Annotated in this window: 20 protein-coding genes; 10 read left to right on the forward strand and 10 right to left on the reverse strand. The window is 60.8% G+C overall.

The window, feature by feature from the left end:
• Positions 1 to 53 precede the first annotated feature (53 nt).
• From tauC to tauA, 3 genes are read right to left on the reverse strand one after another with little or no spacing between them, the layout of a single operon-like run.
• A complete protein-coding gene (gene tauC / locus IE038_RS01525; RefSeq protein ID WP_163939836.1) occupies positions 54 to 896 on the reverse strand; it encodes a taurine ABC transporter permease TauC in 843 nt (280 codons plus the stop codon).
• Complete coding sequence (gene tauB, locus IE038_RS01530) at positions 893 to 1687, reverse strand: taurine ABC transporter ATP-binding subunit (protein WP_163939835.1); 795 nt, start codon at positions 1685 to 1687, stop codon at positions 893 to 895. Before tauB ends, tauC begins: the two co-directional genes overlap by 4 nt.
• Positions 1688 to 1699: 12 nt before the next feature.
• Positions 1700 to 2677 (reverse strand): taurine ABC transporter substrate-binding protein, encoded by a 978-nt coding sequence (tauA, locus tag IE038_RS01535; protein ID WP_189394999.1) that lies wholly within the window; start codon positions 2675 to 2677, stop codon positions 1700 to 1702.
• A 464-nt stretch (positions 2678 to 3141) separates the two neighbouring features.
• Here tauA and IE038_RS01540 point away from each other — a divergent pair, with 464 nt between their 5' ends.
• From IE038_RS01540 to IE038_RS01575, 8 genes are all read left to right on the forward strand, one after another.
• Positions 3142 to 4470: an OprD family porin gene (locus IE038_RS01540; RefSeq protein ID WP_189395000.1), complete on the forward strand. Its 1329-nt coding sequence runs from the start codon at positions 3142 to 3144 to the stop codon at positions 4468 to 4470.
• 157 nt (positions 4471 to 4627) lie between these two features.
• Complete coding sequence (locus IE038_RS01545) at positions 4628 to 5266, forward strand: peroxiredoxin (RefSeq protein WP_163937802.1); 639 nt, start codon at positions 4628 to 4630, stop codon at positions 5264 to 5266.
• Positions 5267 to 5480: 214 nt separating this feature from the next.
• Positions 5481 to 6074 (forward strand): NADPH-dependent FMN reductase, encoded by a 594-nt coding sequence (ssuE, locus tag IE038_RS01550; RefSeq protein WP_065760089.1) that lies wholly within the window; start codon positions 5481 to 5483, stop codon positions 6072 to 6074.
• A gap of 93 nt (positions 6075 to 6167) precedes the next feature.
• On the forward strand, positions 6168 to 7133 hold the full coding sequence (locus IE038_RS01555; protein ID WP_163937799.1) for a sulfonate ABC transporter substrate-binding protein: 966 nt from the start codon (positions 6168 to 6170) through the stop codon (positions 7131 to 7133).
• A 58-nt stretch (positions 7134 to 7191) separates the two neighbouring features.
• The gene (gene ssuD / locus IE038_RS01560; RefSeq protein ID WP_189395001.1) at positions 7192 to 8340 is read left to right on the forward strand and encodes an FMNH2-dependent alkanesulfonate monooxygenase; all 1149 of its coding nucleotides are present in this window, start codon (positions 7192 to 7194) and stop codon (positions 8338 to 8340) included.
• A 10-nt stretch (positions 8341 to 8350) separates the two neighbouring features.
• Positions 8351 to 9145: an aliphatic sulfonate ABC transporter permease SsuC gene (gene ssuC, locus IE038_RS01565; RefSeq protein WP_163937796.1), complete on the forward strand. Its 795-nt coding sequence runs from the start codon at positions 8351 to 8353 to the stop codon at positions 9143 to 9145.
• Positions 9142 to 9954 (forward strand): aliphatic sulfonates ABC transporter ATP-binding protein, encoded by an 813-nt coding sequence (gene ssuB, locus IE038_RS01570; RefSeq protein ID WP_163937793.1) that lies wholly within the window; start codon positions 9142 to 9144, stop codon positions 9952 to 9954. Before ssuC ends, ssuB begins: the two co-directional genes overlap by 4 nt.
• A 27-nt stretch (positions 9955 to 9981) precedes the next feature.
• Entirely contained in the window at positions 9982 to 10197 is a 216-nt protein-coding gene (locus IE038_RS01575) for a TOBE domain-containing protein (RefSeq protein WP_163937790.1), read from the forward strand.
• Positions 10198 to 10260: 63 nt separating this feature from the next.
• Here IE038_RS01575 and IE038_RS01580 read toward each other — a convergent pair whose 3' ends face one another.
• From IE038_RS01580 to IE038_RS01600, 5 genes are all read right to left on the reverse strand, one after another.
• On the reverse strand, positions 10261 to 15771 hold the full coding sequence (locus IE038_RS01580) for a hypothetical protein (RefSeq protein WP_189395002.1): 5511 nt from the start codon (positions 15769 to 15771) through the stop codon (positions 10261 to 10263).
• A gap of 106 nt (positions 15772 to 15877) precedes the next feature.
• Entirely contained in the window at positions 15878 to 16504 is a 627-nt protein-coding gene (locus tag IE038_RS01585; protein WP_163937778.1) for a TetR/AcrR family transcriptional regulator, read from the reverse strand.
• Between the two features lies 1 nt (position 16505).
• On the reverse strand, positions 16506 to 18089 hold the full coding sequence (gene gshA / locus IE038_RS01590) for a glutamate--cysteine ligase (RefSeq protein ID WP_163937776.1): 1584 nt from the start codon (positions 18087 to 18089) through the stop codon (positions 16506 to 16508).
• 197 nt (positions 18090 to 18286) lie between these two features.
• Positions 18287 to 18670 (reverse strand): PaaI family thioesterase, encoded by a 384-nt coding sequence (locus IE038_RS01595; protein ID WP_163937773.1) that lies wholly within the window; start codon positions 18668 to 18670, stop codon positions 18287 to 18289.
• Positions 18670 to 20988: a Tex family protein gene (locus tag IE038_RS01600; RefSeq protein ID WP_189395003.1), complete on the reverse strand. Its 2319-nt coding sequence runs from the start codon at positions 20986 to 20988 to the stop codon at positions 18670 to 18672. Before IE038_RS01600 ends, IE038_RS01595 begins: the two co-directional genes overlap by 1 nt.
• A 238-nt stretch (positions 20989 to 21226) precedes the next feature.
• Between IE038_RS01600 and ompR the strand changes: the two genes are divergently transcribed.
• Both ompR and IE038_RS01610 read left to right on the forward strand, forming a co-directional pair.
• Positions 21227 to 21967, forward strand: coding sequence for an osmolarity response regulator transcription factor OmpR (gene ompR / locus IE038_RS01605; RefSeq protein WP_163937770.1), 741 nt, complete (start codon positions 21227 to 21229; stop codon positions 21965 to 21967).
• Positions 21968 to 22094: 127 nt separating this feature from the next.
• The gene (locus IE038_RS01610; protein ID WP_163937808.1) at positions 22095 to 23408 is read left to right on the forward strand and encodes an ATP-binding protein; all 1314 of its coding nucleotides are present in this window, start codon (positions 22095 to 22097) and stop codon (positions 23406 to 23408) included.
• On the opposite strand, the gene rimK is transcribed toward IE038_RS01610, so the two are convergent.
• Together rimK and rimB are read right to left on the reverse strand one after the other, a co-directional pair.
• Positions 23405 to 24310 (reverse strand): 30S ribosomal protein S6--L-glutamate ligase, encoded by a 906-nt coding sequence (gene rimK / locus IE038_RS01615; protein ID WP_163937767.1) that lies wholly within the window; start codon positions 24308 to 24310, stop codon positions 23405 to 23407. The genes IE038_RS01610 and rimK overlap by 4 nt on opposite strands.
• On the reverse strand, positions 24307 to 24789 hold the full coding sequence (gene rimB, locus IE038_RS01620) for a retropepsin-like aspartic endopeptidase RimB (protein WP_163937764.1): 483 nt from the start codon (positions 24787 to 24789) through the stop codon (positions 24307 to 24309). Before rimB ends, rimK begins: the two co-directional genes overlap by 4 nt.
• Between the last annotated feature and the right edge of the window lie 76 nt (positions 24790 to 24865).

Consider the following 24865-nt stretch of genomic DNA (forward strand, 5'->3'; position numbering starts at 1 on the left):
GGTCTCGTTCGGTTCGGCGCCGAGCTGTCGGCGTGGTCAGTATCAGGGCGCGATCAATGGCTCTGGCCGTGCCAGGGCACCAGTTTGCGTTGCAGCGCTCGCAGGCTCATCTCCAGCGCGAAGGCGATCAGGGCGATAACCAGAATGCCCAGCACCACCACATCGGTGACCAGAAACTGCGCAGCCGACTGCACCATGAAGCCCAGGCCGCTGGTGGCGGCGATCAGTTCGGCGGCCACCAGTGTCGACCAGCCGACACCCAGGCCAATACGTACGCCGGTAAGGATGTCCGGCAGTGCGCTGGGCAGAATCACATGGCGAATCAGCTGGGCCCGTGTGGCACCCAGCGACTGCGCAGCGCGCAACTTGGTCGGATCGACCGTGCGCACGCCAGTGGCGGTGGCGATGGCAATCGGGGCGAAGATCGCCAGGTAGATCAGCAGCACTTTCGACAGTTCGCCGATACCGCACCAGATCACAATCAGGGGCAAATAGGCCAGCGGTGGAATGGGCCGGTAGAACTCGATCAGCGGGTCGAGGATGCCCCGCGCAATCCGGTTGTTGCCGATGGCGATGCCGATTGGAATGGCGCTGACAATGGCGGCACCCAGGGCCAGGCCGATACGCCCGAGGCTGGCGCCCAAGTGTTGCCAAAGGGTCGACTCCATGTAGCCCTGGGTCAGCAGCAACCAGGCTTTGGATAACACGGCGGCAGGCGAGGGCAGGAACAGCGGTTCGATCCACTCGGCTGCCGTGACCGCCCACCAGACCGCCAGCAGGCTGACCAGGGTCAGGCCGCTGATCCAGCGGGTGCTCAGGCTACGGCGTGCAGCCGTTGGCCGGTGGGCTGATGGGTTGGCGGCCTTTTCCGCCAGCGGAACGTCCAGGCTGCTCATGCGGACTCCTGCCGCGTGGCGGCACTGCGTTGTGAGAACACCCGCGCCAGCACATGCTCGCGGGTTTCGATAAAGCGAGGGTCGGATTTGATCGCCCGGGCCGATTCACCGGCGGCGTAACGTTGCCCGAAGTCCAGCGGCAGGCGCTCGACAATCTGCCCCGGATTGGGTGCCAGCAGCACGAGCTCGGTGGCCAGGAATACCGCCTCCTCAATGTCGTGGGTAATCAGGAACACCGGCTTGGCGGTGCGCTGCCACACCTGCAGCAGCAGTTCTTGCATCTGCTCGCGAGTAAAGGCATCCAGCGCCCCGAAGGGTTCATCCATCAGCAGCACCCGTGGATCGGCCGCCAGCGCACGGGCCAGGCCCACACGTTGCTTCTGCCCACCCGACAACTGCCAGATACGTCGGCTGCCGAATCCGGCAAGGTCAACCAGCGCGAGCATTTCGCGGGCTTTCTGTTCCCGCTGTGCACGCGGTACGCCGGCCAGCTCCAGGCCGAAGGCAACGTTGCTCAGCACGTCCTGCCACGGCAGTAGCGCGTCGTCCTGGAACACCACCCCACGCTCGGCGCCGGGGCCTTGCACCGGCTTGCCGTCGAGGGTGATGCGCCCGGCACTGGGCGCAACGAAGCCGGCGATCAGGTTCAGCAGCGAGGTCTTGCCACTGCCCGAAGGGCCCAGGGCCACCAGCAACTGCTGTGGGCCCAGGCTCAGTGAGATGTCGGCCAGTACCGGCTCGGCCGCACCGGGGTACTGTGCGCTGATGCGCTCCAGCTCAAGCAATGCCATGACAGGCTCCGATCAGTTGGCGATGAATTTGGCGCTGACGTAGGGCGAATAGTCCGGCAGTACTGCCTCGACCTTGCCTTGCGCCTTGAGGAAGGTGGCGGTGTCGGTGATGGCCTGGGTGGTCGGCGTGCCGAGGGCTGCGATCTGGTCGCTGGCCAGCGGGAAGACGTTGCCCTGAAGCAGCGCCGGGATGTCCGCTGCCTTGGCCCCGGACAGTTTCACCAGCTTGTCGACGTTGCTCTTGTCGGCGAGCCAGGCTTGCGGGTCCTTGCGGTAGTCGGCGTAGGCCTCCAGGGTGACCTTGGCGAAGGCTTTGACGATTTCCGGGTGCTTGGCGGCAAAGTCCTTGCGCACGATCCAGGCGTCGAAGGTCGGTGCACCGGTCTTGGCCAGTTCACCGGAGGTGATCAGCACCTTGCCGTTTTCCTTGGCCACACCCAATGCCGGGTCCCAGACGTAGGTGGCATCAATGTCACCGCGTTTCCAGGCGGCAATGATGGCAGGTGGTGCCAGGTTGAGGATCTGCACCTTGGCCGGATCGATGTTCCACTGCTTCAGTGCGGCCAGCAGGCTGTAGTGACCGGTGGAGACGAACGGCACGGCGATTTTCTTGCCGACCAGGTCTTGCGGTGAGTTGATCCCCGCACCGTCGCGAGCGACCAGTGCTTCGGCGGCGCCAATCTGGGTGGCAATCAGAAAGGTTTCCACAGGCAGCTTGCGGGTTGCCGCGGCGGCCAGCGGGCTGGAACCCAGGTAGCCGATCTGCACATCACCAGAGGCGACGGCGGTGATCACGTCGGCACCGCTGTCGAACTTGCGCCAGTCAATGCTGGCCTTGCTGGCTTTTTCGTAGTCGCCGTCGACCTGGGCAACTTTCGCCGGGTCAACGGTGGTTTGGTAGGCCACGGTCAGGTCAGCCGCCTGGGTAAACCAGCTGGCACCGGCCAGGGTCAGTGCGGCGAACAGGCGCAGCGGAGTGTGCAGGGTCATGGAAAACTCCTTCTCAGGCGGAGAGTGATGGGCGATTGAGAAGAAGGCTAAATGATCTAAGAAAATTAAAATAAATAACTTTTAGGAATTAGCTTAGGAGCCAATCGCTTTAAGGAGCGTGCCTAGCCAAGGGGGCTCGGTGGTTTGGCAGTGGCGTGACCGACGTCAACCTTGTCAGGGCGCGGCTGGGTGAGGATGAAAATCGTGCGCAGAAAGGCAGGCGGCGAAAAATTCTATTTTTATGTCAGAAAAGTCTTAAAACGTCATAAATAATTCTTTTTAGATTTATAGGATAGTCATTATCCTTCGATGCAAGGCCGGCGCATTAGACCAAAGTCTTGAAATGAATGGTTACGATTGACTCGAACCACACCCTTTGGTGCTAATCGCCCATCGACGTCGAGCAGGGCAAAAGACCTTGCCGACAGAGAATCACAAGAATTAGAAATGAAAGGAGCAAAAATATGCACAAGTCCACCTTGGCACTTGCCGTGGCCCTTGGGGTTCTGGCTCAGCAAGCAGGTGCTGCCGGTTTCGTTGAAGACAGCAAACTGTCTGTCAGCTCGCGCACCATGTATTTCGATAACGACAACCGCGAAACCGGGGGAAGCGATCAGCGAGAAACCGCTCAAGGCTTTAAGGCCGACTACCTGTCAGGCTTCACCGAGGGTACGGTGGGCTTTGGTTTTGACGCTCAGGCTGTTTGGGGTATTCACCTGGATGGCGGCAAAGGCCATCACCCGAACAACAACAATTTTTTCCCTAGCGATACTGATGGTTCGGCTGTAGATCAGTGGGCGCGTATCGGTGGTAACGCCAAGGCGCGCTTCTCCAAGACCGAAGCCCACCTCGGTGGGGCTCTGGCGCCAAACCTGCCGATCCTCGTAGCCAACGATGGCCGTCTGCTGCCGCAGACCTTTGAGGGCGGTATTGTCACCTCCAAGGAAATCGACAACGTCACCCTGACTGGTGGTCAACTTGAACACGCCATGGGCCGTGCGTCGAGTAACAAGACTGGCCTGTCGGTTTCTGGTGCGTCTCAGGACAGCAACAAGTTCCAGTTTGGCGGTGCTGACTGGAAGGTCACCAAAGACCTGACCCTGCAGTACTACTACTCGAACCTGGAAGACTTCTACAAGCAGCACTTCCTGGGCCTGGTCCACGTCTACCCGATCACGAACGACCAGTCGTTCAAGACCGACCTGCGCTACTTCGACAGCAGCTCGGACGGTAAAAACGGTCAAACTGGTTATGCCTTTGACAACAACAAGGGCTATGCCAAGAACAAGGGCGAGGTCGACAACAAGACCTGGAGCGCCATGTTCACCTACACCCTGGGCGGGCACTCGCTCATGCTTGGTCACCAACAGGTCGGTGATGACGGTGGTTTTGTCTGGCTGAACCAAAGCGGTGTCAAGGACGGTAACGGTAACCTTGAAGGTGCCGGTGGTTCCAGCTTCTACCTGTTCACCGACAGCATGATCAACCAGTTTGCCCGGGCCGGTGAAAACACCACCTTTGGTCAGTATTCCTATGATTTCGCTCGCCTGGGTGTTCCGGGCCTGAAAACCTCGATCGCTTACCTGCGCGGTGACGATATTCGCAACGTGAGCGGAAATGGCAGCTACAACGAGTGGGAGCGTGATGCACGTGTCGACTACGTGATCCAGGAAGGTACCCTCAAGGGGCTGGGCGCCAGCCTGCGTCACGGTATGTACCGCGGCAGCGGTGAAAGTGCTGCCGACATGGACCAAACCCGCCTGATCTTCAACTACACCTACACCTTCATGTAAGTGTCAGTAGAGAGAGCCTCGCCTTGGTGCGGGGCTTTTTTTCGAGCTGAAATCAATAGCTCTAGAAGTAATAAATAAATCGTTATTTATTCTTTTTAATTTGCTTCAGGCCGATGCACAGTGGCTCCACCAGAACGTATTTCAAGGAGCCCCCACCATGAGCCTCAGACTCGGCGACATCGCCCCCGATTTTGAACAGGATTCCAGCGTCGGCACGATTCGTTTCCACGAATGGCTGGGTGATAGCTGGGGTGTACTGTTTTCGCACCCGGCGGATTTCACCCCGGTCTGCACCACCGAACTGGGCTTCACTGCCAAGCTCAAAGAGCAGTTTGCCGAGCGCGGCGTCAAGGCGATCGCCCTGTCGGTTGACCCGGTCGAGTCCCATCTGCGCTGGATCGAAGACATCAACGAAACCCAGAACACCGTCGTCAACTTTCCGATCCTGGCCGACGCTGATCGCAAGGTGTCCGACCTCTATGACCTGATTCACCCCAATGCCAGCGACACCCTGACGGTGCGTTCCTTGTTCGTGATCGACCCGAACAAGAAGATCCGCCTGACCATCACGTACCCCGCCAGCACCGGGCGCAACTTCCACGAGATTCTGCGGGTGATCGACTCACTGCAACTGACCGACAACCACAAGGTCGCCACCCCGGCCAACTGGCAGGACGGTGACGAGGTGGTGATCGTGCCGTCACTCAAGGATGAGGACGAAATCAAACGACGCTTTCCCAAGGGCTACCGGGCGGTCAAGCCCTACCTGCGCCTGAGCCCGCAGCCTAACCGTTGAGCGTATGACGCAGTGCTTTAGCCACAGCAGGGATTTTCGGGCCGTTTCGACGGCCCTTTTTTTTACGTGGCGTACGAGTCTTTTAATATTCTTTTATTGAATAACCAAATGAAAAAATATGATTTATGGATATATAAAACAGCTGTTAAGGTCACTCCATAGACGCGAGATCAGCTTCTCGCACCTGTCTCGAAACCGCTAAAGGATACGCTTCATGTTGGTTGTCTCTCTCGGTGGCAGTCCCAGTGTGCGTTCACGCTCTGGTGTGTTGCTTGAACGCGCCCGGCACTGGTTGCAAGGCCAGGGTGTGGAAGTGGTGACATTCCAGGTCCGCGATTTTCCGGCGGACGACCTGCTGCACGCGCGATTCGACAGCCCTAAGGTTCAGCACTTCCTACAACTGGTCGAGCAGGCCGATGGCCTGATCGTCGCGACGCCGGTGTACAAGGCGTCGTTCTCCGGGGCGCTGAAGACCCTGCTGGACCTGCTGCCTGAGCGAGCGCTGAGCCATAAGGTGGTATTGCCGATCGCTACAGGTGGCAGTATCGCCCACATGCTGGCGGTTGATTACGCGCTCAAACCGGTGCTGTCGGCACTCAAGGCGCAAGAGACCCTGCAAGGGATCTTTGCCGACGACAGCCAGATCGCCTATGGCGAAGGCAGCGCTGCGGCGCAGTTGCTTCCCGCATTGGAGCAGCGCCTGAATGAATCGCTGGAACAGTTTCACACCGCCCTGGCCCGTCGGCCCAAGCCTGTAGCTCCGGGGCTGTTGAACGAACGTCTGCTCAGTGCTCGCTGGAGCATCTGAGCCGCAACACGCGTTACTCGCACGTCCCACCTTACTCGCCCGCCAACGGGCAAGCAGGTGCAGCCTGAACCCTAATCGCAAAAGGAGAGCGCTATGCGCACTGTCATTTTGCGTCGTGGTCTGGTCGCTCTGTTTGCTGCGGCTGTGTCCTTCGGCGCCATTACTCAAGCCCAGGCTGAAAGCCTGCGTATCGGTTACCAAAAGTACGGCACTCTGGTACTGCTCAAGGCCAAGGGCACGCTGGAGAAGCGCCTGGCGGCGCAGGGCGTACAGGTCCAATGGACCGAATTCCCGGGTGGCCCGCAGCTGCTTGAAGGGTTGAACGTCGGCTCAATCGACTTTGGCGTCACTGGCGAGACCCCGCCGGTGTTTGCCCAGGCGGCTGGCGCTGATCTGTTGTATGTCGCCTACGAGCCACCGGCACCGCACAGCGAAGCGATCCTGGTACCGAAGGATTCGCCAATCGACTCGGTCAAGGCGCTCAAGGGCAAGAAGGTCGCCCTGAACAAGGGCTCCAACGTTCACTACCTGCTGGTTCGCGCACTGGAAGATGCGGGCCTCAAATACAGCGATATTCAGCCGGTGTTCCTGCCGCCCGCCGACGCCCGCGCCGCTTTCGAGCGTGGCAGTGTCGATGCCTGGGTGATCTGGGACCCCTACCAGGCGGCTGCCGAGAAACAACTGCAAGCGCGCACCCTGCGCGATGGCAAAGGCATCGTCGACAACCATCAGTTCTACCTGGCGACCAAACCTTACGCCCAGAAACACCCTGAGGTGATCAGCGCCCTGATTGACGAGGTGCGTGCAGTGGGTGAGTGGTCCAAGGCCAATCCGCAGGAGGTGACCGATCAGGTGGCGCCGCTGCTCGGCCTGCCTGCCGACATCACCCTCACCTCGGTCAAGCGCCAAGGCTACGGGGCCACGTTCCTGACGCCAGAGGTGGTCGCCGCGCAGCAAAAGATCGCCGACACCTTCCAGGCGCTGAAGCTGATTCCCAAGCCCTTGAGTATCAAGGATGTGATCTGGACACCCCCCGCCAAGGTCGCCAGCGCGCCTTGATGCATTGCCTGCGCCGGGGCACCGCCCCGGTCTGAGCCACCTTTAGGAGACAACTCCAATGAGCCTTAACGTTTTCTGGTTTCTGCCTACCCATGGCGACGGTCATTACCTTGGCACCGCCGATGGCGCGCGTGCGGTCGATCACGGCTACCTGCAACAGATTGCCCAGGCGGCGGATCGCCTCGGTTTTGGCGGTGTGCTGATTCCGACCGGGCGTTCCTGCGAGGACTCCTGGCTGGTCGCCGCTTCGCTGATTCCAGTGACCCAGCGCCTGAAGTTCCTGGTCGCCCTGCGCCCCGGGATCATCTCGCCAACCGTCGCGGCGCGACAGGCTGCAACCCTTGATCGGCTCTCGGGTGGCCGTGCGTTGTTCAATCTGGTGACGGGGGGCGACCCGGAAGAACTGTCCGGTGATGGCCTGTTCCTCAGCCATGAGGAGCGTTATCAGGCGTCGGTGGAGTTCACCCGCATCTGGCGTCGTGTGCTCGAAGGCGAGACGGTCGACTACGACGGCCAGCATATCCAGGTCAAAGGCGCCAAGTTGCTTTACCCGCCGATCCAGCAACCGCGTCCGCCGCTGTACTTTGGTGGCTCGTCCGAGGCTGCCCAGGACCTGGCCGCCGAGCAGGTCGAGTTGTACCTGACCTGGGGTGAGCCACCGGCTGCCGTTGCCGAGAAGATCGAGCAGGTACGGGCCAAGGCTGCGAAGCAGGGGCGTACCGTGCGCTTCGGCATTCGCCTGCATGTGATCGTGCGTGAAACCAACGCCGAAGCCTGGCAGGCCGCCGAGCGACTGATCTCGCACCTGGACGACGACACCATTGCCCGTGCCCAGGCGTCGTTGGCACGTTTCGACTCAGTCGGTCAGCAGCGCATGGCGGCACTGCATGGCGGCAAGCGCGACAAACTGGAAGTCAGTCCGAACCTCTGGGCCGGAGTTGGCCTGGTGCGCGGCGGTGCCGGTACAGCACTGGTTGGCGACGGCCCAACCGTGGCCGAACGGGTGAAGGAGTACGCCGCGTTGGGCATCGACACCTTTATCTTCTCCGGTTACCCACACCTGGAAGAGTCGTATCGGGTCGCCGAACTGCTGTTCCCGCACCTGGATGTGCAGCGTCCAGAACAGCCAAAGAGCGCAGGCTATGTCAGCCCGTTCGGTGAAATGGTCGCTAACGACATCCTGCCAAAATCTGCAGCGCAGCGCTGAGGGCCGGGCCATGAGTCGTGCTAATGCCCCCTTGTCGCACACGCTTGCCCCTTGGGCCTTGCCGCTGCTGTTGCTGGCTGTCTGGCAACTGGCGGTGAGTGCCGGCTGGCTGTCGACGCGAATCCTGCCGGCACCGAGCGCGGTAATCCGCGCCGGTATCGAGCTGGTGCGCAGCGGTGATATCTGGACGCACCTGGCAATCAGCGGCTGGCGCGCCGGTGTCGGTTTTGTCATCGGTGGCAGCATCGGCCTGGCGCTGGGCTTCATCACCGGGTTGTCACGTTGGGGGGAGCGTCTGCTCGACAGTTCGGTGCAGATGATCCGCAACGTGCCGCACCTGGCGCTGATCCCGTTGGTGATTCTCTGGTTTGGTATTGATGAGTCGGCGAAGATTTTCCTGGTGGCCCTGGGCACCTTGTTCCCGATCTACCTGAATACGTACCACGGTATTCGCAACGTCGACCCGGCCTTGGTGGAAATGGCCCGCAGCTATGGCCTGTCCGGTTTCGCGCTGTTCCGTCAGGTGATTCTGCCGGGGGCCTTGCCTTCGATTCTGGTCGGTGTGCGTTTTGCCCTGGGCTTTATGTGGCTGACGTTGATCGTCGCCGAAACCATTTCGGCCAACGCGGGTATCGGCTACCTGGCGATGAATGCCCGGGAGTTCCTGCAGACCGACGTGGTGGTTCTGGCGATTGTTCTGTACGCCGTGCTGGGCAAGCTCGCAGACCTTGCCGCACGTGCGCTTGAGCGGGTCTGGTTGCGTTGGCATCCGGCCTATCAAGTGGCCAAGGGAGAACGCCCATGAGTCTGTTGAACACCTCTCCGGCTCGGCTGTTGCGGGGTATTCCGCTGGCCGCGCGCAACCTGCAGAAAACTTTTGGCGAGCGCCAGGTGCTGCGCAACATCGAGCTGCATATTCCGGCGGGACAGTTCGTCGCCATTGTCGGTCGCAGTGGTTGTGGCAAGAGCACGTTGCTGCGCTTGCTGGCAGGCCTCGATCAACCCAGCGGTGGTGAGCTACTGGCCGGCCCGGCCGCGTTGAGTGAAGCCCGCGAAGACACCCGCTTGATGTTCCAGGAGGCGCGTCTGCTGCCCTGGAAAACGGTCATCGACAACGTGGGCCTCGGGCTGTCAGGTGATTGGCGACCACGTGCACTGGAGGCGTTGGCCGCAGTCGGCCTTGCCGAACGTGCCAATGAATGGCCAGCCGCCTTGTCTGGTGGACAGAAGCAACGCGTAGCGTTGGCGCGCGCCCTGATCCATCAACCGCGTTTGCTGTTGCTTGACGAGCCGCTGGGTGCGCTGGATGCCCTGACCCGTATCGAGATGCAGCAACTGATTGAAGCGCTATGGCGCCAGCACGGCTTCACCGTGTTGCTGGTCACCCACGATGTCAGCGAAGCCGTTGCAGTCGCTGACCGGGTGATTCTGATCGAGGACGGCGAGATCGGCCTCGACCTGCTGGTTGACCTGCCGCGGCCAAGGGCACGTGGCTCGCATCGCCTGGCAAGCCTGGAAAGCGAAGTACTGAACCGTGTTCTGTCGGTGCCGGGTATTGCGCCCGAACCGGAACCTGTAGCCCCTTTGCCCACGCAGCTGCGTTGGGCACATTGACCTCTCGTCCCATAAGGAATCAAGCAGATGACTATTAAAGCGATCAACGTACGTAACCAGTTCAAAGGCACCGTAAAGGAAATTCTCGAAGGCCCGGTACTGTCGGAAATCGACGTACAGACCGCCTCGGGTATCGTCACCTCGGTGATCACCACCCGTTCGGTCAAGGAGCTGGAGCTGACCGTTGGCAGTGAAGTGATTGCCTTCGTTAAATCCACCGAGGTGTCGATCGCCAAACTGTGAGCAGGGTGCGGCACAACACCCCGACGGGCCAGCCTTGACCCGTCGGGGCTCGGTTGTGCCGGTTTACTCGGCTGCCGGGCGAAGCCCGCCAAAGAATTGCATCGCCTCTGCCTCACTGATGGGCCCATGCCAGGCGTTCAGCAGATTGCGCTCATGACGTATCTTCAGATGGCCCGCGCTTAATTTGCGAAAACCGCTGCCGGGGCGCTGCGGAAAATGAAAGTGAGCGTACCAAAGCACGGTGTCGGTCGCCCGATCAATCACTTCGTACTCTTCCAGGTATTCGATCGGCCGGCCTTTGCTGTCTTTTTTCGGTTCCAGGATGCGTCCCCATTGCGGCTCTACTGCGTTTTGTTCGTGAAGGAACTGCAATTGACCGACATTGGGTTGTCGGGTGGTCTTGATTTTGGCGATGCGCAGGTCCCTGCCATGCAAGTCCAGGTTCCTGGCTGCATCCCTCAGGCGTTGCATCAACTGTTGCTGGTCGCTGGTTGCCCGATCCCCCAGGGCATCCTCGAGATCGCGAGCCCGTTCGCGCAAGTTGATCGCGTAGTGCTCGACCATGTTTTGCAGGCTGGCAGGTGCCATGTCAGTCTCCATGTAGCCTTGCCAGCGGGCTTTTTGCACCGTGATGTCGGCCAGTTGCTCACGGGCCCGGTTTTGCAATTCGTTGATACGGCTCGGGTCAATCGTTCGGCGTATGACCGGCGCCGTGCTTTGCCAGCGATTCCCGTCTATCCGACGAAAGCTTTCGGTTGTGCCGTTATCCATGGCGTTGACTACCACCATGCGCCGCTCACCCTCAATGCGTTCCTCACGGCCTATCAGCAGTTGCTGATCATCTGTTTCGAACACGCGGGCTTCGCTGGGGCGGCCAGTGCCTCGTGTAGGTAGTTGGTAGTTGGGCAGGGCCTTGTCAATTTCCGCAAGCAGTTGCGTCAAGTCGTTACGTAAGCTGGTCACCGCTGTCGCGTCGACGAAGTTCCCAAAATGAATTGACCAGGAATCAAGGTGAGTGATGAAGGTGAGGTACTGACCCTTGAACGATCTCAGTGCTTCCCCATACCGGACCCTGCTCAGGTCCGCCTGCGGTAATTGGAAGTGGCTTTGCAGCGTGCGCGCAAGCGCTCTGCTTTGTGCGGTGAGCTGATTGAAGAACAGGTAGAAATCGATATCGTGCATGTGGTCAAAATTGGCAAGCACCGAATGCATCACATGCAGGCGTGCAAATCGGTAGGCCTGGGGCTCCAGTGAGAGCGAGATGATCCTTGCAGTTTTGAGGTCATGTTGGGTCAGCAGGTCACCGCGTAATTTGTTGCGCAGTTCCAGATTGCGTCGGGTGTCTTGTTCAAGCCCTTGCAGTTGTTCCAGCAGTTGTCTGTTGTTGCTGAGGATGGTTTCCCGGTGACGGCGGAGTTGTATTCTGGCCTGCCTCAGGTCATCGGACAGGTTGTCGATGAGCCTTGTGAGGTCGCGGGTGAGATGTTCGTTGACGCTTAGCAAGGCCTGCAGTTCCAGGGTGCGTAACTGGATCAGCGTCAGGTTCTGACGGGCAGTGTTTTGCAGGTACTCCTCCCAAATGCCGGAATACTGCCGACGGCCAATAGTGGGTTTCAGACGGCTAAGGGCCTGCAGGCAACCGTCATGGTATTCGACAAGGCCTTTGCAGGCCCTGATCGCCTCTTGCCGCGCGCTGCGGATCTGGGCGTCGGTCCCAGGTGTTCCGACAGGGCCGTCAGGGCCCACGCCCTGGACCTCGTTGAGGTGCTTGAGCGCCGCCGCGAGCAGGCTTTTTTGCTGCTTTGTTTCACGGTACATGCGTTGCAGCTCATCCATCGGCTGCTCAATAGCATTGCCGCGCAAGCGGCGGATGTAGCCAAACATGGTTTCCCAGCCATCGTTGTACAGGCGGGAGAAGGCCGGCCCTGCACCTTGCAGGCCACCTTCGACCAGCAGGCCGTTGAGGTGGCCATGGGTTTCCCAGACGCCGTCTTCGCTCAGCCGTATGGGTTGCTTATAGTGCTTGAGGGCATTTCCTTTCAGGCGCCAGGTGTTATAGGTTGGGTCCCACTGCACTTCATAGTGATGGCCATGGCGGCTGATGTAGCGTTTGCCGTTCAGAGCAAAGGTGTTACGCAAGTGGCCTGCGCTGTCCAGTTCAACGGCGGCTACCAGCGTGTCGGCTTCGTAGCCCTTGAACGGGTCTGGGGCGGTTGCGCTGGCCGTCTTGCCCAGCGTTACCCGTTGTGCCTGGGTTTGTCGCAGTCGAGTGTACGCGCGCGCGCTGGCCACTCGACCGCCAGGCAAGCTGCCGACACCCGGGGCGACGTCGAGCAATGTGTCAATGATCGACAGCACCACCGAATTCAGGTGTTCCACGCCTTGGCTGTGCTTACCGCGCATAAAGGCTTCTACTGCTGCGGTAGAGGCGTTCCAGCCATCATAGAGTCCAACCGCGACACCCGCCCCGGGAATGAATGACAGGCACAGTTGGATGTAGTCAAACACTCGGTTGTGGAGGACTGCGGCGTCTTCCAGGTACAGCTCACGCTGGCTGCGTGCTGTTTGTCGATGCTGAGTGATCAGACGACCCATTTGAAGTCTGCTCAGGTGTGTGGCTAGCGACAGTGATTGGCTTTCACCCGGTGCGATAAAGCCTGAGAAACTCCGCAGCAACGCCTGATTGATATAGCTGCGATGCCGTTCAGGGTCGCCTGCGACGGGACGTGTTGCCAGCCAGGTGAGCATGGTGGTGTTCAACGCCATTTGCTCCAGCGCCTGACAGGCCGACTTTGGGTCTGGATACTGGCTGACAACACGACCGTTGGGGGCTTCTGGCAGGTAGAGCACGACAGTGTTGTGGCGTCTGTTGTGCAGCAGGAATACGCCAGACAGGGCGACCGCCTTGCTGGAGCCGTCAATCGCAACACCGGGGTTGAGTATCAAGGGCGTCCATTCGATAGCACCGGCTGCCGCATCGCGCAGCAGGGCATGGCCCGTGTCGTCCAAGCGTGTGGGTTTGCTCAGGGCCAGGAGCTCCAGGCTTAGCGCAAACGGCTCGCGCAGCACTTCATCGCGCCACTCCCGTGCCATGGCCGTGTCGCCTTCCTTGCCATTGAACGCCTCGATGATGGCATGTTCATAAGCCCCACCCAGGTCAAGCATCTTGTCCAGGCGAAGCAGATAGGCGCTGGTCAAGGCGTTGCTCAGGTGTGCAGTGGTCTCGGGAGGATCGAAGGTCACGCGCATGAAGTTCAGGCGTTGCTGAAGGTCCTCGTCTATCGCCTTCAGGAGCAGGTGCTCCAGCGTGATATCGGTACGTGCCTCGCTCGGGTAGTAGACCGGTTTGGTTGCATGCGGCTGGCCCGAGCCGACAACCGGCTCCCGGCGCATCTCCACATGGTCTGGCAGGTTGACGGTGATTTTGGGTATCGCCGATAGACCGAGATCCGTGCGCAGCTGTTGCGTGAGTGTGTGCCTGATGAATTGGCTGCGCTCGGGCAGGCTCTGTTGCAGGCAGGTAATGGACGCGTTCATGGCGTGGCGGTATCGCTGGACGCAGGCACGCAGGTCGCTTCGCTCTTCAGTGGAAAGATGATTCAGCGAATGGGTGAACTGGCTGGCGATATGTTCTGTCCGGTTCTGTTCCGCGATAGCGTTCAGTGCTTGCGCTCGTGCTTCGTTTCTGGGGATCGACAGTTGGGCACTCAACCAGCGGTGATAGTGAGGAGGCGCATTGGTCTGGGTGGCATCCACGGGTTGGGCGGCATTGATCAGCATGTGTACGCAGTGATCGAAGCCATCAGTGGTTAGCGGGGTGCTTTCCAGGCGTGCGGGGACCTCGCTGTCGGCCAGCGCTGCCAGCAGTGTTTCGACAGACGCAGGTCCGACACTTTCGATCAGGGTGTTCGCCCATAGCCCGGACAGGCTCTCGAGCAATGCCTCAGCCAGGCGCGTGTCGTCGGCAAACACGGTTAGCCCACCGTCTTGGCCTGAGCGGTAGAGCATTACGTTACTGGCCTGCACTTCCGTGTCGGTGCTGGGGCGGATACTCAGAAAACCGTGCAGCGGCCAGCGTTGAGCGCCAACGACCAGTGCCAGGCTCGCAACCTCGACCGCTTGCTCCGGGCTGTAATCTGCTTGTGTTGCCAAGGTTTCGATGAGTGTCAGCTGTGCGTCATTCACGTCACCCAGCGCGTGCTGCAGGCGAGCTTCGGCGAGCAGCCCTTGCGCCAGGTTGCGGCTGATGAAGTCGACGTGACGGGTACCCTCGAATTGATCGTGCCAGTCCGCAGCCGAAGGGGCATCGGGCAGTTGCTCCAAGCGCTGGGAGGTGGCCTCTTGTAGCTGCTTTAATGCCTCTTCAAGGTCACGAAGGGTGGTCATGGCAGGCGCTGTCACCGAGGCGTCGTTGCCCAGGTAGCGCTCAAGGGCGGCTTGCTGCGCGGCAATGCGTGAAGTGCGCCAGTACAGCGGCAGTGCAGGGTTGAGCGCATCGAAATGCAGCTGTTCTTCGGCCAGTTGCTGTTCGTGGCGCAGGGTGTTGACGATCAGTGCAGTGGTTTCATCGGCCAGAGGGGCGACGAGGCGCAGGTCGCTGCCTTGCTCCCAGTTGGTTATCGACTGCCAGTCCAGGCTGCCGGGCTCATGTTCCAGGCAGGCCTGCTCAAGTAACACCAAGGCATGGTGTTCATGGTCGAGTGCCCTTTGTTTCAGTGCGAAGCTGAAGGCGTTTTCGTGAAGCGGGCTGATGACCAGGCGCTCCGCCTGATGGTCATTTTCAGGCGTTTCTGGCAGGCCCGGCCACAAGGTGTAACGCTGTGCAAGTAATTCGCTATCCAGCGTTGCGCGATCGGGGAATGTCCGGATGACCGTCGTATCACCCGGCCGGTACAGCATCCAGACATCCTGCTCGGCCTGGGGCTGGACCAACAGCGTTGCCTGCGCCAGTTCACGTGGGCTGTTCGCATGCTCCCAGTAAATCGTGGCCCACGTGCTGGCAGTGAGTCCTTGTTGCCAGGCGTGTTCGTCGATCTGCCCGAGGCCGTAGGCCAGTTCGATACTGTGGGTGAAATGCTGTTGCAGCAAATGTTCTCCGTGGGCCAGGCGAGCCTGTGCATGACCGGGCATGCGTTGTGCCCAATAGGTGCTGTACACCTGTGCCACCGACCTGCCCAGATTGAGTGCGTTGATTTTACGAACCCAGTCGGCACCGTTCAGGCTCGCTGCGCTGGCACCTTGCTTAACCCCGTAGGTGGTCCAGCCGTCCGCAAAGCGGTTGGAAAATACCGGACTGGCTATCAGGTAGGCTGACATTTCCAGCAGGCTCACCTGGGTACCGTCGCGTTGTATACCGCACACGCGTGGATCGATGTTCCACTGCTGGGTAAGCGCGCTGGCGATAGCCTGTTGCAGGTTTGGGGATTGCGTCATCAGCGCATGCAAGGCCGAGGTTATCTCGGTCATGCCAGTGCTGGCCTTATGGAGTGGGTTGCCAGCACCTGGGCGGGGGCCGGTCAACTCCTCGGGCAGGTGGGTCGGTTCAGAGAATGTAATTTCAAAAAAATCAGGCATGAGTGCCCTCCGTGGCTGAATTGAGCGGCGCAGTGTTTGCGGCTGCTTTCAGTTCACACGCATTGCGTGAGGGGAAGGCATTACATATTGCTAGGTGCTGGCGGGATTACCGACGAGGCAGGAATGGCGGCAGGTAGAGGCCAAGGTAGGCGTCGAACACGCGCATGCCTTCTTCGGCCATGCGCGGGGTGATCTGCCCATAGAGCTGTACCGAACGAGCGTAGACCCGGTCGCCCAGCTCCATGGCCAGGGCAAACACATCCACGTCATTCGGCAGCACGGGCAGCTGGAAGTGCTGCTCGAACAGCTTGTGCATCAGGTCGCCCAGTTCGATATCGTGCTGGCGATCAGCCTGGGTCACTTCGCTCAGGCCATGCTGGGCGAGGATCAACTGGCGGGCGGCAGCATCATCGTTGTAGATGCTCAGCATGCGTTGTTCCACCAGCCGCGACAGGTCATGCCAGGTGTTCAACCGAGCGGGGTCGATGGGCGCCTGCAGGCACGCCCGAAAAGCACTGTGGACATCTGCGGTGAGGGCTTCGAGCAGTGCCGGAACACTGGCGAAGAAGTGGTACACCGACGACGGCGGAATCTGCGCCCGCTCGGCCACGCTGTAGATCGACAGGCTGGCCACACCCTCGCTGGCCAGTAGCGTACGGGCCGCATCGAGAATGGAGTCGATACGGGCCTGGCTACGGGCGCGAGGTTTACGTGGGGTGGTGGTACGGGTCATGTCAGTTGCTGATCGCCAGGATGCTGGCCTGATAGGCGCTGACGAACAGGTCGAAGTCACCCACTTCCTGCTGCTCGAGTTCAGCCTGAGCCGCGAGCGAGGTGCGTGCGAGGGTCTCGAATCGCTGCAGTTCCTCGGCAGGCAGTGCCTGGCTGCGCAAATACTCGGCGTGTACCTTGCTCTGGCGCAAGGCAAACTCGCTGAAGCTTTCACGGTTCTCGGTCATGCTCGCCAGCACCTGCGCCGAGGGGGTCAGTTCAGGGTCGTCGACCTTGGCTTGTTGCTGGGCCAGCGCGTTGACGTGCTCATCGCCGCCATGGCTCTGGTCGAGCAAGCGGGCCAGCGGCTCGATGCGTTGCAACAGGTCCTCGGCCCATTCCTTGAGCGTCACCGGTTGCCCTTTGCGTTGCAGCGTCAGGCCAGGACGGCGACCTTCCTTGACCACGGTAAGGAAGTTGCTGGTGCATTGGCCGCATTCACCGTTCTCCAGCAACGGGCTTTCTTCCAGTGCGCAGTACAGCAGGAAGGCGTCCAGGAACCGTGCTTCGGTCAGGTCGATACCCGTTGGCAGGAAAGGGTTGATATCCAGGCAGCGCGCTTCGACGTACTGCACACCACGCGCCATCAACGCCTGTATCGGCCGTTCACCCGTGTAGGTCACGCGCTTGGGGCGGATGTTGGAGTAGTACTCGTTTTCGATCTGCAGGATATTGGTGTTGAGCTGGACCCACTCACCGTCTTTGTGCGTACCGATTTCGACATACGGCGGGTAAGGCGTACCCACTGCCTTGCGCAGGCTGTCGGTGTAGCTGTTCAGATCGTTGTAGCAGGGCGTCAGGCCGGCCTGTGCGTTGCTCTGGTAGCCCAGGTCGCTCATGCGCAGGCTGGTGGCATAGGGCAGGTACAGGGTCGTGGCGTCGAAGGCTTCCAACTGGTGCGGACGACCACGCAGGAAGCCCGCATCCAGTGCTGGCGAGGCACCGAACAGGTACATCAGCAGCCAGCTGTAGCGCCGGAAGTTCCGGATCAGGGCGATATAGGCAGCGGACTGGTAGTCGCGCTCGCTGCCTTCTGCGCCTTCGGCCTGCATCAGCAATGGCCAGAGTTTTTCCGGCAGCGAAAAATTGTAATGAATACCGGCGATGCACTGCATAGTGCGGCCATAACGCAGGGCCAGGCCCTTGCGGTAGACATACTTGAGCTGACCGATGTTGGAGGTGCCATACCAGGCGATCGGGATGTCCTCCTCGGCGGGCAGCGGGCAGGGCATCGATGGGCTCCACAGGTATTCGTCACCCAGCTTGGCGTAGGCGAAACGGTGGATGTGCTCCAGGCTCTCCAGGGTTTTTGCCGGGTCGGTCAGGGCCGGAGTGATGAACTCCAGCAGCGACTCCGAGTAATCCGTGGTGATCTGTTCATGGGTCAGGGCAGACCCCAGCGCCTCAGGGTGAGGGGTTTGTGCCAGGCGACCGTCCTCGGTCACGCGCAGGCATTCGCGCTCAATACCATGCAGGCACTGCTCGAGCAGGGGGAGGTTGTTTCGCTGGCCGAGCAGGCTCAGGCGGCGGTTGAGAAGTTCGCTCAAGATGGATTCCTTCACGGTCAGTCGCCCCAATATGGGGGTAGAGATGACGGTCTACAAGGGTGAAGAGAGGAACTGGCGTTGTCGCCTGGTTATCGCAGGCCGGGCCTGCAGGTTCACGCCCCCGATTTGCGGGCATAAAAGACGGTTTCGGCAGTACCTGCGCACTGCCGAAAATAGCCTGAAACAGCAATCGCCGGCTAGAGGACCGAGAAGGTCCCCTGTGCCTTGGCGACCAATTTGTCGCCCTGAAGCACGTCGGCGTCGACCACCAGCGTACGTCGCCCGGCATGTAGCACGCGCGCGATACACAGCACCTCGCCTTCGCTGACGGCGCGCAGGTAGTTGATCTTGCATTCCAGGGTAACGCTCTGCTGGTCGAAACCGTGAGCGCTGGAGCAGGCCAGGCCCATGGCGATGTCGACCAGGCTGAACAGGGCGCCGCCGTGCAGCTTGCCCGCACGGTTGCGCAGGTGTTCCTGTAGCGACAATGCGACCTCCGCAACGCCCTTGTCCAGGCGTTGCAGGCGGCAGCCTAGCAGTTGGCTGAATGCGCTTTGGACGATCCCTTCCGGAATGTCCATCAACGCTTCTTCAACTGTTTGGCGTTAGCGAACAGCGACGCCATGGCGTTGTTGGCCGGCGCAGCGGTTTCCTTGGCCCGTGCCGGCGCATTCTGTTGGCGAGGTGCCGAACCCGGGCGGCTGCCACGGGCGCCATCGACTTTCTCACCGGGTGTGTCACCCATGCGCATGGACAGGCCAACGCGTTTGCGCGGGATGTCCACTTCCATGACCTTGACCTTGACCACGTCACCGGCCTTGACGGCTTCGCGTGGGTCCTTGATGAACTTCTCTGACAGCGCGGAAATGTGCACCAGGCCGTCCTGATGCACGCCGATATCGACGAAGGCACCGAAGTTGGTGACGTTGGTCACGACGCCTTCGAGAATCATGCCGGGTTGCAGGTCCTTGAGGTCTTCGACACCTTCCTGGAATTCGGCGGTCTTGAACTCCGGGCGAGGGTCGCGGCCCGGTTTGTCCAGTTCCTGAAGGATGTCGGTGACTGTTGGCAGGCCGAAGGTTTCGTCAGTGAACTTTTTCGGGTCCAGGCGCTTGAGGAAGCCACTGTCACCGATCAGCGAGCGAATATCACGGTCGGTTTCGGCAGCGATACGCTGCACCAGCGGGTAGGCTTCCGGGTGAACAGCCGAGGCGTCCAGCGGGTTGTCGCCGTTCATGACGCGCAGGAAGCCTGCCGCTTGCTCGAAGGTCTTCTCGCCCAGGCGACTGACTTTCTTCAGCGCGGCGCGGGTCTTGAAGGCACCGTTGGCATCGCGGTGCGCGACAATGTTCTGCGCCAGGGTGCTGTTCAGGCCGGAAATGCGCGACAGCAGCGCTACCGACGCGGTGTTGACGTCAACGCCGACGGCGTTCACGCAGTCTTCGACCACGGCATCCAGGCCACGTGCCAGCTTGAGCTGGGACACATCATGCTGGTACTGGCCGACCCCGATGGACTTTGGATCGATCTTCACCAGCTCGGCCAGCGGGTCCTGCAGACGACGGGCAATCGACACTGCACCGCGCAGGGATACGTCCAGCTCAGGGAACTCGCGTGCGGCCAGTTCCGATGCCGAGTACACCGATGCACCCGCTTCGGAGACCATGATCTTGGTCATTTTCAAGGCCGGGTATTTTTTGATCAGTTCGGCGGCCAGCTTGTCGGTTTCACGGCTGGCAGTACCATTGCCGATGGCGATCAGCTCCACCGAGTGCTTGGCGCACAGCGCAGCCAGCACGGCGATGGTCTGGTCCCATTGGTTCTTCGGCACGTGCGGGTACACCGTGGCGGTGTCGAGCAGTTTGCCGGTGGCATCGACCACCGCCACCTTGCAGCCGGTGCGCAGGCCGGGGTCGAGGCCCAGGGTCGCGCGCGGGCCGGCTGGCGCGGCCAGCAGCAGGTCATGCAGGTTGTGGGCGAAGACGTTGATGGCTTCGCCCTCGGCGTTGTCGCGCAGTTCACCGAACAGGTCGGTTTCCAGGTGGGTGTAGAGCTTGACCTTCCAGGTCCAGCGCACCACTTCGCCCAGCCACTTGTCGGCAGGACGGTTCTGGTTACGCAGGCCGAAGTGTTCACCGATCATCAGCTCGCACGGGTGCAGGGTACCCGGCAGCTCTTCGCCAATTTTCAGGGAGGCGGCCAGCACGCCTTCGTTGCGGCCACGGAAAATCGCCAGGGCGCGGTGCGATGGCACGCTTTTGAGCAGTTCGTCGTGCTCGAAGTAGTCGCGGAACTTGGCCCCTTCCTCTTCCTTGCCCGCCACCAGACGAGCGCTGAGCACGGCTTCCTGCTTCAGGAAGCTGCGCAGCTTGTCGAGCAGGCTGGCGTCTTCGGCGAAGCGTTCCATCAGGATGTACTTCGCGCCTTCCAGTGCCGCCTTGACGTCGGCCACGCCTTTCTCGGCGTTGACGAAGCGCGCTGCCTCGGTTTCCGGGTTCAGTTGCGGGTCGTTCAGCAGGCCATCGGCCAACTCGCCGAGGCCGGCTTCCAGGGCGATCTGGCCCTTGGTGCGGCGCTTCTGCTTGTAGGGCAGGTAAAGGTCTTCAAGGCGGGTCTTGGTGTCGGCCAGCTTGATCTCACGGGCCAGTTCGGGCGTCAGCTTGCCCTGTTCCTCGATGCTCGCCAGGATGCTCACGCGCCGTTCGTCGAGTTCGCGCAGGTAGCGCAGACGCTCTTCCAGATGACGCAGTTGGGTGTCGTCCAGGCTACCGGTGACTTCCTTGCGGTAACGGGCGATGAACGGCACCGTGGAGCCTTCATCGAGCAGGGTCACGGCCGCTTCGACCTGTTGCGGGCGGACGCCGAGTTCCTCGGCAATGCGGCTGTTGATGCTGTCCATAAAACCACCTGACAAATTGTGAATGCGGGGGCCGCAGGCCGACGCGGGGCGCGTGGAGAGCGGGCGGCAGTGGATCAAAGGCGGGCATTATACCCAGCACATTCGGCTTGCGGTGATAGCAGCGGGCCAGCCCGGCACAGGGTCCAACTGGCAACGGGGGAAAAATCTGCTAACAATGCACACGGTACGGCCCGTGGCGGCTAGGCCATAATGCTTGCCGAGATTAAAGGAGCGACCTATGAGCAGCACTGCACAAACCGCCGAAGGCGAGAAAATTCTCATCGTCGATGACGACCCGGGGCTGAGCAGCCTGCTGGAACGTTTTTTCACCAGCAAGGGCTTTCGCGCCCGCGCTGTACCGAATGTCGAGCAGATGGACCGCCTGCTGGCCCGTGAAGTCTTCAACCTGGTCGTGCTTGATCTGATGCTGCCGGGCGAGGATGGCCTCTCGGCCTGTCGCCGTCTGCGAGCCGCGAACAACCAGATACCGATCATCATGCTGACCGCCAAGGGCGACGAATTGAGCCGGATCAAGGGCCTGGAACTGGGTGCCGACGATTACCTGGCCAAGCCGTTCAACCCCGACGAACTGGTGGCGCGGGTCAAGGCCGTGCTGCGGCGTCAGGCGCCTGCCGTGCCGGGTGCGCCGGGCAGCGAAGATGAAACCGTCACCTTTGGCGACTACGAATTGTCGTTGGCCACGCGCGAACTCAAGCGTGGCGACGAAGTACACATGCTCACCACCGGTGAGTTCGCCGTCCTCAAGGCCTTGGTCATGCACGCCCGTGAGCCGCTGACCCGTGACAAACTGATGAACCTGGCCAGAGGGCGTGAATGGGATGCGCTGGAGCGTTCCATCGACGTACAGATCTCCCGCCTGCGGCGCATGATCGAGCCAGACCCGTCCAAGCCGCGCTACATCCAGACCGTTTGGGGTGTTGGTTATGTGTTCGTTCCGGACGGCAACGCCGGCAAGTAACGTTTCGTTTGTAGACGTGCGTCACAGGAAGCGGGGCTACCTTAACGGTGCCCTGCTTTTTGCTTGTGCCGAGATCCACAAAGCCTGCGAGCCATGCTCGCTCCTGCAAGGTGTGTAGCTGTTGTCCATGAAAACGCCGCTGTGGTTCCCACAAAGCTTCTTCGCCCGCACCCTTTGGCTGGTGCTGATCGTCGTGCTGTTTTCCAAGGCGCTGACCCTGGTTTACTTGCTGATGAACGAAGATGTGCTTGTCGATCGCCAGTACAGCCACGGCGTGGCCCTGACCTTGCGCGCCTATTGGGCGGCCGACGAGGCGGACCGTGAAAAGATCGCCGAAGCAGCTGGCCTGATCCGGGTGGTCGGTACCGGTGTGCCGGAAGGTGAGCAGCATTGGCCCTACAGTGAGATCTACCAGCGGCAGATGCAGGCTGAACTGGGCGCCGACACCGAGGTTCGTTTGCGTATTCACGCACCTCCGGCCCTGTGGGTGCGAGCACCCAGCCTGGGTGATGGCTGGCTGAAAGTACCGCTGTACCCGCATCCGTTGCGCGGCCAGAAAATCTGGAGCGTACTGGGTTGGTTCCTGGCCATCGGCCTGTTGTCCACAGCGTCGGCCTGGATTTTCGTGCGTCAGCTCAATCAGCCGCTCAAGCGTCTGGTGTTTGCTGCCCGGCAGTTGGGTCAGGGGCGCAGCGTACGCCTGCCCATCAGCGATACCCCCAGCGAAATGACCGAAGTGTATCGGGCGTTCAACCAGATGGCCGAGGATGTCGAGCAGGCCGGGCGTGAGCGCGAATTGATGCTGGCCGGTGTGTCCCATGACTTGCGTACGCCGTTGACCCGGTTGCGCCTGTCGCTGTCGTTGATGAGCAACGACAGTGAACTGACTGACGGCATGGTGCGCGACATCGAGGACATGGACGCCATTCTCGACCAGTTCCTGGCGTTCATTCGTGACGGTCGCGACGAGCCGGTGGAGGAGGTCGATCTCAGCGATCTGGTGCGTGAGGTGGTGGCACCCTTCAATCAACCGGAAGAGCGGGTACGCCTGTGCCTGGAGCCGATTCCGCCGTTTCCGTTGCGTCGGGTTTCGCTCAAGCGCATGTTGAACAACTTGATTGGCAACGCCCTGTATCACGCGGGCAAGGGCGTCGAAGTGGCTGCCTATGTCTCAGGTGACAGCAGTGCACCCTACGTGGTGCTGAGTGTGCTGGACCGTGGTGCCGGCATTGACCCGAGCGAGCTGGAAGGCATCTTCAACCCGTTCATTCGCGGCGACCGTGCCCGCAGTGGCAAGGGCACCGGGCTGGGCCTGGCGATCGTCAAGCGAATCGCGGCCCAGCACGGTGGCAATGTCGAGTTGCGTAACCGCTCCGGTGGCGGCCTGGAAGCGCGGGTGCGCCTGCCCCTGGGCTTGTTGCTGCCCAGGGACGCGGTTTAGCCCTTACCCTTGGTGCGGGTCAGGTGTGGCCCGCCATTCTTCTCCAGGTGCTCGATGATCATCCCGGCAACGTCCTTGCCGGTGGTGACTTCGATGCCTTCCAGGCCGGGAGAGGAGTTCACCTCCATCACCAGCGGGCCATGGTTGGAACGCAGGATATCCACACCGGCCACCGTCAGGCCCATGACCTTGGCTGCGCGAATGGCGGTCATGCGCTCTTCCGGGGTGATCTTGATCAGGCTGGCAGTACCACCTCGATGCAGGTTCGAGCGGAATTCCCCCGGTTTGGCCTGGCGTTTCATCGAGGCGATGACCTTGTCGCCAACCACGAAGCAGCGAATGTCGGCACCGCCGGCCTCCTTGATGTACTCCTGAACCATGATGTTCTGCTTCAGGCCCATGAAGGCCTCGATCACCGATTCGGCGGCCTTGGTGGTTTCGCACAGCACGACGCCAATGCCTTGGGTACCCTCGAGCACCTTGATCACCAGCGGCGCCCCATTGACCATCTGTATCAGGTCGGGGATGTCGTCCGGCGAATGCGCAAAACCGGTGATTGGCAGGCCGACACCACGGCGCGACAGCAACTGCAACGAGCGTAGCTTGTCCCGCGAGCGGGCAATGGCCACCGACTCATTGAGCGGAAACACGCCCATCATTTCAAACTGGCGCAGTACGGCGCAGCCGTAGAACGTTACCGAGGCGCCGATCCGCGGGATGACGGCATCGAAGTCCTCGAGTGGTTTGCCGCGGTAGTGGATCTGCGGTTTGTGGCTGGCGATATTCATGTAGGCGCGTAGCGTGTCGATCACGACCATCTCATGGCCGCGTTGGGTACCGGCTTCGACCAGACGACGAGTGGAATACAGACGCGGGTTTCGCGACAGCACAGCGATCTTCATGCAACACCTGTGGAGGGAAAGGGGGAGGCCGGAGAGGCCGGCTTGTCCTGAACATATTTGAGCCCGGGGTTGACCACCAATTGGCCATCAACCAGGGCTTTGGAGCCGAGTAGCAGGCGATAGCGCATCGCCTTGCGGCAGGCCAGGGTGAACTCGACGTCCCAGACCCGGTCGCCGAGTGCCAGGCGCGTGCGGATTACATAACGGATCTGGGCCTGACCGTTGGAACTCTTGATGGTTTTCATGGCTACCAGCGGCGCTTCACAGTGCCGATGGCGCAGCTGCACGACTGAGCCCAGGTGTGCATTGAAGCGAACCCAGCGCTGACCGTCACGCTCGAACGGCTCGATTTCGGTGGCATGCAGGCTTGAGGTGCTGGCACCGGTGTCGATTTTCGCGCGCAGGCCGGCTACCCCGAGGTCGGGCAGCGCCACCCACTCGCGCAGACCGATCACGGTCAAATGGTCAAATGTCTTCAAATTGCTCAACCCGCTCAAATAATCGGTGAACTGTAAGCACGCCGCGTACTTTTTGCATCCGCCAGTTACGGTAGTA

The sequence above is a fragment of the Pseudomonas laurentiana genome (assembly GCF_014648275.1).
In the GTDB taxonomy this organism is placed as follows: domain Bacteria; phylum Pseudomonadota; class Gammaproteobacteria; order Pseudomonadales; family Pseudomonadaceae; genus Aquipseudomonas; species Aquipseudomonas laurentiana.